Source organism: Actinophytocola sp. (assembly GCF_045807065.1).
Lineage (GTDB): Bacteria > Actinomycetota > Actinomycetes > Mycobacteriales > Pseudonocardiaceae > Actinophytocola.
Map to the genome: position 1 here is coordinate 1 of NZ_JBJMIE010000460.1, position 9868 is coordinate 9868.

Annotated in this window: 11 protein-coding genes; 5 read left to right on the plus strand and 6 right to left on the minus strand. The window is 66.3% G+C overall.

From position 1 onward, the window contains the following. Positions 1-30: 30 nt before the first annotated feature. From ACJ73U_RS26980 to ACJ73U_RS26990, 3 genes are all read right to left on the minus strand, one after another. Complete coding sequence (locus ACJ73U_RS26980; RefSeq protein WP_407780517.1) at positions 31-1149, minus strand: hypothetical protein; 1119 nt, start codon at positions 1147-1149, stop codon at positions 31-33. A gap of 89 nt (positions 1150-1238) precedes the next feature. After that, the gene (locus ACJ73U_RS26985) at positions 1239-2231 is read right to left on the minus strand and encodes a hypothetical protein (RefSeq protein WP_407780518.1); all 993 of its coding nucleotides are present in this window, start codon (positions 2229-2231) and stop codon (positions 1239-1241) included. Between the two features lie 206 nt (positions 2232-2437). Continuing rightward, positions 2438-2740, minus strand: coding sequence for a hypothetical protein (locus ACJ73U_RS26990; RefSeq protein ID WP_407780519.1), 303 nt, complete (start codon positions 2738-2740; stop codon positions 2438-2440). Positions 2741-2891: 151 nt separating this feature from the next. Between ACJ73U_RS26990 and ACJ73U_RS26995 the strand changes: the two genes are divergently transcribed. Then, complete coding sequence (locus ACJ73U_RS26995) at positions 2892-3245, plus strand: winged helix-turn-helix domain-containing protein (RefSeq protein ID WP_407780520.1); 354 nt, start codon at positions 2892-2894, stop codon at positions 3243-3245. A gap of 11 nt (positions 3246-3256) precedes the next feature. Here ACJ73U_RS26995 and ACJ73U_RS27000 read toward each other — a convergent pair whose 3' ends face one another. Then, entirely contained in the window at positions 3257-3454 is a 198-nt protein-coding gene (locus ACJ73U_RS27000; RefSeq protein WP_407780521.1) for a hypothetical protein, read from the minus strand. 126 nt (positions 3455-3580) lie between these two features. On the opposite strand from ACJ73U_RS27000, the gene ACJ73U_RS27005 reads away from it, so the two are divergent. Then, complete coding sequence (locus tag ACJ73U_RS27005; protein WP_407780522.1) at positions 3581-4996, plus strand: XRE family transcriptional regulator; 1416 nt, start codon at positions 3581-3583, stop codon at positions 4994-4996. Here ACJ73U_RS27005 and ACJ73U_RS27010 read toward each other — a convergent pair. Both ACJ73U_RS27010 and ACJ73U_RS27015 read right to left on the minus strand, forming a co-directional pair. Further along, positions 4956-5849, minus strand: coding sequence for a phosphotransferase (locus ACJ73U_RS27010; protein WP_407780523.1), 894 nt, complete (start codon positions 5847-5849; stop codon positions 4956-4958). The genes ACJ73U_RS27005 and ACJ73U_RS27010 overlap by 41 nt on opposite strands. Positions 5850-6045: 196 nt before the next feature. Further along, positions 6046-6492, minus strand: a complete 447-nt coding sequence (locus ACJ73U_RS27015) for a hypothetical protein (protein WP_407780524.1) — start codon at positions 6490-6492, stop codon at positions 6046-6048. A 214-nt stretch (positions 6493-6706) separates the two neighbouring features. Between ACJ73U_RS27015 and ACJ73U_RS27020 the strand changes: the two genes are divergently transcribed. From ACJ73U_RS27020 to ACJ73U_RS27030, 3 genes are all read left to right on the plus strand, one after another. Continuing rightward, positions 6707-7576, plus strand: coding sequence for a helix-turn-helix domain-containing protein (locus tag ACJ73U_RS27020; protein ID WP_407780525.1), 870 nt, complete (start codon positions 6707-6709; stop codon positions 7574-7576). An 11-nt stretch (positions 7577-7587) separates the two neighbouring features. Further along, positions 7588-7782, plus strand: a complete 195-nt coding sequence (locus ACJ73U_RS27025) for a DUF397 domain-containing protein (RefSeq protein WP_407780526.1) — start codon at positions 7588-7590, stop codon at positions 7780-7782. Positions 7783-8292: 510 nt separating this feature from the next. After that, on the plus strand, positions 8293-9868 hold a 1576-nt coding region (locus tag ACJ73U_RS27030; RefSeq protein ID WP_407780527.1), incomplete at its 3' end, for an N-6 DNA methylase.

Consider the following 9868-nt stretch of genomic DNA (forward strand, 5'->3'; position numbering starts at 1 on the left):
CACTATATCCATAAACCACGCTCTTAACATCTAGACCTTCCGCGGCTGCGCGCCGATCAGAATGGACACCCACATCAGGGTCAGCTCGACGAGGTTGCCGCGCTCGTCCTTGCCGAACCGCAACGGCCGCCAGATCGAGCGCGGCTTGCAGTCGAGCATGTCCGTCCGCCCAGCGGGCACCGCCAGCGGATCGCGGTCCGCCACGAACAGCATGTGCCGGCGGCTGGACGTCTTGTCCGGCGAGAGGAACACCTGGTTCACGTGCACGTCCAAACCGGACGCAATCTTCTCTCGCGCGTTCATCACGTCCGACCAGCCCTTGCCGTACGGCAGATCGATCACGACCTGGGAACCGGTGTTCCGCGCATCGCGCGACATTGGTGAACCGAACTGGATCTGCTGTTCTGGCTTGCTGAGGTTGCCCAGACCGGCGGCGTAGTAGGCGCGCAGCACGATGTCCGAGTTGAGCTTGCGGAACCGCGGTGCCACCACCGCCGTGCCGATCAGCGTCCGGCCAGCCGGACGGCCGTAGTGCGCCAGCCCGGCGACAGCACCCGTGCCGACGAGCAGCAGCCACGCGGCGGGCACCAGCGCCAACATGATCGGCAGCCCGATCACCAACGCCAGCGTCTCGGCGGCCAGGACGATGCCGCGCCACATGCGGGTGGCCTTGACCTCCCGGTGCACCCGCTGCCACTCCAACAGTTGGTTGGTGTTCGCGGCGTGCTGCTCCATCGTGTACGCGCCCGGCACCCACCACCACCGGATCTGACCGCCCGCCACCCGCAGCACACCGCGTGCCGCGTAGTAGGCCAGCCGCACGACGTACCAAGGCGCGCGAACCGCGTGGAACGCGGACACGTGCGCGGCGCGGCCACCCGCGCGGCGGGCCGTGGCCTTGAGATTCTGCGGCCGTAGCTGCGGCGGGATGATCGGGCGACGTTTCCCGTCTGTGGCCTGCACCGGCACGGCCGACGTGGTGTCGACCGGCAGCGGTGTGACAGCCGGGCGTGACTCGTCCAGCTCGATCTCGTAGGCGGTGTCCGCTCCCCCGGTACGGGCTTCACTGTTGACCGTCCTGCGGGATTGCAGGGGGATCACGTTGCCGTTCACGGGCGGGTGCTCGTGAACGTCCTTCGGGTGGTTCATGAACTCCCCTGTGTCGGTCTCGTGAATGCCGCCGTGAACGTGATCGTGAACGTCACGGCGCGGGCCGCCGTCGGATGTTGGGGTCTTCATCAGGCAGCCTCCTGACCATCGGCAGACCGCACGGCGGGATGCGTCGTGGTGATCTCGTCGCGGAGAACCGCTGCCACCTTCGGCGACAGGCCAGCGGAACAGCCGCTGGCGCGGCGTGCCCATGCCGGGGTGATCTCGACACCCGGCGACCACGAGGCCCGCGCGTCGTTCACGTAGTCCGCAAGCAGCTTCCGACTTGCCTTGCGCACCTTCCGGCCAGCAGCACGCTTGCGCTCGGACTTGGCGGGCTCCGGCGTAACCGTGTCGACAGCCTCGGCCACCGGCTCCAGCCCGTGCCGACGGCTGAGCGTGAACGTGCCGGTCGTGAAGACCAGCCGCGCCGTTCCGTCCTCCTCGATCTGAGCCACGGCAGTACGGACAGCGGCACGCTGGACTCGGGCTACCTTGCGCGCCATTCGTGCGGCCATCTTCGCGGCGTCCCGCTCGGTGCGGGACCGGCGCGGCGACGCGGTCACCAACTGGTGCGCGATCACACCGGCCACGCTTGCCAGGCCCATCACGATGCCGTCGAACACGCTGCCGGTGGCCTGCCAGCCATGACCGAAGTTCACGCCGAAACCGGCCGCGGTGAACGTCCACACGCCGACCTGCAATGCCCACACCGGACGCTCCGGGTGCCGGTGGCGAGTCACGTGGACCGCGATCGAGAACGCCCACATGCCCAGCTCGGTGATGAAGAACAGCGCGAGCCCGGTCGCGGAGTCATACAGGCTGTACCCGTAGGCGGCCATGGCCGGCACCGCCATCACGGCGGACACCAGCGCCAGCGGGTAGATCAGCAGATCCACCACGTGTGCACTGGCCCAGCCACGCACGGCCGCAACGCGGGCAGTGCGCTGAGCGCGTGCCGTCGCACGTCGGGCGTCCTTCTCCGCGCGGGCCTGCTGACGCAGACGGACACGGTGTTCCGCGTCTGCGCGCTCTCGCTCTGCTCGCGCGGCGTCCTTCGCGGTCTCGATCTCCGCGAGCACCCGCGCGTTCCTGCGCGCTTCCTCGGCTCGCGCGGCCTCATCCAACCGGCGCTGTTCCCTCCGATCGGGCGCGTAGCCCGAGATGTAGCTGGTGCCTACCATTGGGGCCTCTCCACTTCCTTGCAGGTGGTTGGGAGACCCGACCCGGTGGGGGTTGCTTGCCGGCGTCACCACCGGGCCGGGGTTGAACTGGTGTTGGGGCGTCATCACGCCACCTCTCCAGGCACGTCGGAGATGTCGAAGCGGGTCGGCAGCGTCCGCAGGACCGTCCGGTCCTCACGGCGACGTGCCCGACGTGCACGCGTCTGGTCGGTGAACACCCGCGTGAGCCGCACGGTCTCGCGCTGCTCAGCCGCTGCCCACTCGCGCTCGGCTTCCTCGACCAGGGCGTCGATCTCGGCGATCTCAGCCGCTGTGGCTTCCTCTTCTGCAACCGCGGCAATGTCCTGGTCCAGCTGCGGCATCAGCGCTTCGGCAACCTGCCTGTCGGTGATCTTCAGCGAAAACATCGGTCTCCTCATGAGCTACATCTGGACTAGGCCAGATTTGAATAGTGGGACAGTAAGTAGTCCAGATGCAAGATGTCAAGTTCTGGCCTAGGCCAGCTAAGATCGGATGTTGACTAAGGAACGGCGTGGAGATGCCAGCGGAAGGGGACTAATGCCTGGTCGCAAGGACATCGCCGCGACGCTGAGAGACCGGATCAGAACCGGTGAGTACCCGGTCGGCAGCAGGATGCCGAGTACACGCGAGATCACTGCCGAACTCGGCGGCTCGCGTGCGACGACCAGCGCCGCCCTGCACCTGCTCGCGGACGAGGGTTTCCTGACCCTCAAGGACAAGAGCACCGCCGTGGTGCGCTCCCCCGCAGCGACGGACGAGACGCCGGAGGCCCGCATCGCGGACGTCCGGGCGGAGCTGCTGGCGCTCCGCGGAGACGTGGCCGACGTACAACAGCGGCTCGACGAGGTGACCGATCGGCTGTCGAACGCGCTGGACAAACTGAGGACCTGACAGTGCGCGCGTCAGCCGCCGAACTGCTGAACGAAGGTCCACAGTCGCTCGATCACATCAACGATTGCGCCCCCAAGTGCCTTCACCATGGTGGCCGCCTCGCTCGGGTGCTTCACCGCGATCACGAGAAGCGCGACAGCGACAAACGCACTGATCAACTTGGACAGGGTCTTGCCGCCGGTCGGCAGCGGCATGTGGGTCTTGGCCATGGCTTCCTCCTGTGTGTCCGGTTGTCGCCGTGTGTGCCATGGCTCTATGAAACCGCCCCTTGACCTGCGCAAACAGGGCACACTAGGGGGCACACTTGGACAGTCGGGGCACAGTCGGGGGACGAGATGGCGGGTAACGAGCAGCTCGAAGCGGTGATGTTGGCGGCGGGCTTCCTGCGTGAAGACGGCACCGTCGGGCTGAAGGTGTTCGGCCGCGCCGTGAGCCGATACGCAGGCCGGGACCTCAACCACACGTACGTGCGCCGCTGGCTCAACGGCATGGTGCCGCGTGAGGAGAAGGTGCGTCGCGCCATTACGCAGGCCCTCGGCGAGAAGCTCGGCCGACCGGTCAGCCTCGACGAGGTCGGATTCGGCAAGTCCAAGAAGGTGCCTACCGACCTGGGTCTGTCCTACCCGGACAAGGCGGCGGACGGAATCGCCGCGGTCACCGACCTGTGGCAGGCGGATCTCGCAGGCGCGTCGACGCTCATCACGGCACCCGCCAACGTCGGGGCGTGGAACGACGCGTCGCTGTCCTGGCTGGTGTCGGCCAGGCACGACGAGACGCACAGCACGGGGAGTCGCCGAGTCGGGCCGGGGGACATCGCAGGCGTCCGCAGCACGACCGACATGTTCGATCACCTCGACGGCCAGCACGGCGGCGGCCACGCGCGAACCGCGCTGATCCAGTTCCTGCGTACCGACCTGGCCGGCCTGCTGCGCGGGGCGTACAGCGACGAGATCGGCCGCGAGTTGTTCAAGGCCGCTGCGCAGGCGACCCTTCTCGGCGCGTGGATGTCATACGACGCCGGGCTTCACGGCCTGGCCCAGCGGTACTTCATCCAGGCGCTTCGACTCGCCGAGTCGTCCGGTGACCGGCTGCTCGGCGCGAGCATCCTCGACGCCATGAGCCACCAGGCCACGTTCCTCGGCCGGTACCGCGAGGCGGCCAACCTGGCGCGAGCCGCTCGACTGGGTACGACGACGGCCGGATCGGCGAGCGCCGCGGCGCACTTCTACGCGATGGAGGCTCGCGCCCTGGCACGTCTCGGCGACGCGGCGGCATGCGACGAAGCCATGTCCGGCGCGGTCCGCGAGTTCGAACGACGGAACACCGAGAGCGACCCCGCCGAGTGGTTCGCCTACTTCAACGACGCGGAGCTGGCGGCGGAGCTGGGCCACTGCAACCGCGACCTCGGGCGCGCCGTGGACGCCAGCATGTACGCCACGCAGTCGCTCGGACCGACTCCCAGCGGCTACGTCCGCAGCGACTTCTTCGCGACGATGGTCCTCGCGGATTCATACCTTGAGCAGGGCGAACTTGAGGAAGCCTGCCGAGTGGCGCTGAGCGCGCTGGAGATCGGCGAGCAACTGAAGTCCGCCCGCTGCGGTGCCTACGTGAAGGAGTTCCGAGAGCGGCTCACGCGCGTCGGTGACACGGCAACCGTCAGGGAGTTCGAGGAGCAGGCGTCCGGCACTCGCCTCTGGACTCCCCAGGACGCTAGAACGGTGCCCAGTCCCGACGACTTCCGCCAGACCTGATCGACTCCACGCGCTTGCGAACCTCGGCGGCCGCCTTCTCGTCGGCGTCGGCCTTGCCTGCGAGCCACAACGTCATCGAGATCTCGCGGTAGCCGGCCAGAACGCGGTACCCGGACCACGACATGATGTCGAACCCGTACACGTCGACGAACGTCCGGTACTCCTCTTCCGTGTGCCACCCGAACCGCTCGTAGAACAGGGCTGTCTGCACCAGATCCCACTCGCGCGGACCGACAGCGAAACCGTCAAGATCGATCAGAACGGGGTCACCGTCGCGACTCAGGATCACGTTGCCGACGTTCGCGTCACCGTGAATCACGCCCGGCGGCAGCGGGAACTCCAAGTTGTCGTACCGGTTCCGCAGCTCTCCGATCAGCTCGCGGAGGAAGTCGGCGTCCGCGGCGTCGAGGTTCGCGAGCACGGACAGACGGTTGTCCAGGTCGGCGAACGGTTGCGCGGCTGGGAGCGTGAAACTCGGCGGTTCGAGATCGTGCAGTCGCCGGATCAGATCGGCAACCTGCCGGATCGGCGCGTACTTCTCGTTCTCGGAGATCGATACCCAGAAGGTGGCAGGGTGCCCGTCGGCGTCAACGGGCTGATCGACGTCGAGCGCGCGAGTGGCCGGGTAGTCGGCCTGCTCCAACCAGCGCGCCACCTGGACTTGCCGCGTGACGTTCTCCACGGTGTCCGCGTCGCGGCTGATCCGCACAATGACAGGTTCGGCGAGCCGGTACACGGCGTTCGAACCCAGCCGGACGAGCTTCGCGCCGGTCGGGTCGACGTCGACTTGTTCGCAGGCTTTCGCCAGGAAGTCGTGCGCCGTCTCTTCGGTCAGAGCCGCTGTGCTGCTCAATGTCTGCGATCCCTTTCGCTGAACCAGCCGATGTCTAGTGTCCGCCAAAGCCAGGGTCTCCGGCTCATGTACCCCGGACGGGGTTTCCTATGGCGATGGTTGCGGTCCGCCTCCCGGGATGGCGTAGGGGGACGGGAGGCGGACCGCGCCCAGCTACGCGGGGAAGGAGGCACCCGTAGCTGGGTGATCGGGTGAACTAATGCCGGTGTGGTGTTCTCATGGCCGGCCGGATCACGAGGTTCGGGTTGTTCGGCGTGCGCACGCTCTCGGTGAGGCCGTGCCGAAACGCAGGCGGTAGCGCGCAACCAGGCGGAGGCGTCACCAACGGCCGCTGTACCCGCTCCTTGCCGTACTCGTCCCAGGTGAGCGCGGCCCTGAGCGCGTGTACCGGCACGCCGCTGTCCCACTCGGTGACGAACTCGGGCACGAACACGTCCCGACATGGCGGCGTCCGGTAGGCAACGGCACCCGTCCTGCGCACGAGAACGACGTCAGCGGCACCGTCGTCCCAGAAGAACGCGGCACCGCGTACCTCAGGTTCGGAGCCGGAGCTGTGGCCCCACTCGTACAACGTCCACCCTCGACGCGTCATCTTGTCCAGCAGAAGGCGGATCTCGATGTCCCCGACCTGCGGCACGTCCATGGCCACTCCCTTGTTCGGGCCGGTGGGACAGCAGAGAGGCGCTCGTTAACCGTCGAATCGCGGAGCGCCCCTCAGCGGGAGAACCCGAACCCTGCCCCACCGACAGACAGGAAACTACACCGGAATTTCCGGTTGGAGTTGGCGAGAACTAAAGTTGCACCGAACGGAGTACTTGCGGTACACGGTGAGTGAGCACCACGGGAGAATGCCCGCCATGACCACAGCGGACGAGGGCGACAACAACCCTGGCGCAGAGGCGGACCTGGGTCCGTTCGTTCAGCGGATCTTGCTGGGTGCCAGGCTGCGCGCCGCCCGCGAGTCGATCGAGCTGAGCAGCACCGACGCGACCAAGGCCCTCGGCTGGTACGCAGGCAAGCTGTCCAAGATCGAGCAGGGCGACGTCCCGACGAGCGACAAGGATCTGGCGGCTGCGATCCGTGCGTTCAAGATCGGCCCGAAGGAGGCCGGCGAGCTGCAACGACTCGCGAGCCTCGCTCGCCGCAAGCTCCCGCCCAGTCGCGTCGCGGAGTGGGCGGCCAAGTACGTGCACCTCGTCGCGGCGGCACGTGAGCTGAAGCTGTGGAACGCGGACGCGTTCCCGGGCACGGTGCAGACGGCCGACTACGCCCGGGCCCAGCTCGAACGCGTGGTCACCGTGCGACCGGCCGACGTCGAGCCGATGGCACAGGACCGCGCGAAGCGAGTCGAGCGCCTGCGCGCGCCAGACGCTCCGCGGCTGTGGCTGGTCGTCGGCGAGGAAGCACTGCACCGCTCCATCGGTGGTTCCGAGACGCTCCGCGGGCAGCTCGAACAGGTCCGCGATCTAGCCGAACTGGAGAACGTGTCCGTCCAGGTGATGCCGTTCAGCGCCGGAGCGCACGCGTCACACGGCGTGTCCTTCTCCATCGTCAACCTGATGGAAGGCCGGCCGGGCCTGGTCTACGTGGCCGGACTGACCACGTCCGACTACCTCGGCCGCGAGCACCAGCGGGTATATGACCTGGTCTTCGACAAGCTACGGGCCGACGCGCTCAGCCCTCAGGGGACAATCGAGCTGATCAACCGTCGGATCGCAGAGCTGTAGGAGTACCACCGATGCAGTCACCCGTCCCCATCCCTGACAACGCACAGTGGCGAAAGAGCACGCGTAGTGACCAAGGAGAGAACTGCGTAGAGCTGTGGCGCGGCCCGCAGGTAGCTGCCGTGCGCGACTCGAAGAACGCGGCTGGCTCCGCGCTGACTCTACCGACATCCGCGCTGAACTCTCTTCTGGAGATCGTGGCGAAGTAGCAACGCGGCGCGAGAAGGCCCCCGGGAACCGGTCCCGGGGGCTTGCGAGTTGGCGCGGTTTGGGCTGGCGAGAAACACGCATTCAGGATCAATTCCCCGGCTTCCTGCACAGGTCATCCCGCGTGGATGTATCCACGCCGCGGTTCAAGTCAGCGCATGGGCCGATGAGAGGCTACGTGTGTAACACCTGTCACTCTGTCACGACAGATCATCTGACCTGCAAAGACGGTAGTGACAGCCGAGTGACACGTTCGCAAGGTGCCGCCTTCCGCTCTCTATGTCACTGGAGGCACCACCGGAGCAAGGCTGAACCATCTTCCATGGAGGGCCCAGCCAGCCTATGAACTCGCGCCTCACCAGGGACGTAGTTGACCGGGAGACACAGCCAATCGCGGAGAACTCACATCAGGGCACCGGCTGCTGCAGACTGTGCGCCGCCCGTTCGGACGGCGCACGGACTCGCGCTGGACGTACAACATTCATCCTCGAACGAGCCTCGTAAGGAGACTTGTGAGCACCCTCGGTAGTTTTATCTGGTCGATCGCCGACCAGCTTCGGGGTCCCTACCGCCCCAACCAGTACGGCAACGTGATCCTTCCGCTCACGATCCTGCGTCGCCTTGACTGCATTCTCGAGCCCGACCGTGTGACGGTACGCAAGCTGGCGGCGAAGTACGAAAACCCGAACCGGCTCAGGATTGAGGTCAAGAAGGCGACCGGCAGGCCGTTCTACAACACCTCGAACTACTCCTTCGCCAACCTACTGTCTGACGCCGACGGGATGGCGGACAACCTGGCCGACTACATCGACCGTTTCTCGCCCGATGTCGACGTGTTCGAGTACTTCGACTTCAAGAAGGAGATCCCCGCCCTGGAGAAGGCTGGGCTCCTGCGCGAGATCATCACGTCCTTCAAGACCATCGACCTGCATCCGGACGTCGTCTCCAACGCCGACATGGGTGACGCCTTCGAGTACATCATCCGCAAGTTCAACGAGGCCGCGAACGAGACATCCGGTGACCACTACACCCCACGGGACGCGATCCGACTCCTGGTCGACCTGCTCTTCGCCGAAAAAGACGTCGACCTGACCGAGGTCGGCATCGTCCGCACACTGTACGACCCCACTGCGGGCACCGGCGGCATGCTCGCGTTGGCCGAGGATCACCTGCTCACACGCAATCCCGACGCAAAGCTAAGCCTGTACGGGCAGGAGTACAACCCGCAGTCGTACGCGATCTGCAAGTCCGACCTGCTCGCCAAGGGCCACGACGCGTCCAACATCGCCTTCGGTAACACGCTGACCGATGAGGCGTTCAAAGGCCGCCAGTTCGACTTCTGCATGTCCAACCCGCCGTACGGTGTCGACTGGAAACAGTACGCCAAGGCGATCACGAAGGAGCGCGACGAAGCGGGCCCCTACGGCCGGTTCGCCCCGGGCCTCCCTTCGACCTCGGACGGGCAGATGCTCTTTCTGCTCCATCTCGTTCACAAGATGCGCGCCCCGGAGGACGGCGGCGGCCGGGCCGGGATCGTGATGAACGGCTCGCCGCTCTTCAGCGGCGCCGCCGAGTCCGGCCCCTCCAACATTCGCAAGTGGCTGCTGGAAAACGACCTGGTTGATGCCATCGTCGCACTGCCGACCAACATGTTCTTCAACACCGGTATCGCCACCTACATATGGATTCTCGACAACGACAAGCATCCCGACCGCAAAAGCTTGGTCCAGCTCATCGACGGCACCCCGTTCTGGACCAAGATGCGCAAGAACCTCGGCTCCAAGAACCGTGAGCTCAGTGAGGCGGACCGCACCAAGGTCGTGAAGTTATACGCCGACTTCACCGACGCCGACACCGACTACTCGAAGGTGCTGCGCAACGACGAGTTCGGCTACTGGACCATCACGGTCGAACGTCCCCTCCTTGACGACAACGGCAAGGCGGTCGTCGACCGCAAGGGCAGGCGCAAGCCCGACTCGAGGAGGCGCGACACCGAGAATGTTCCCTTCACCTACGGTAGCTCCACCGCCGGCGCCGCCGGCAAACACAAGGTCATCCAGGCGTACTTCGACACCGAGGTGAAGCCAC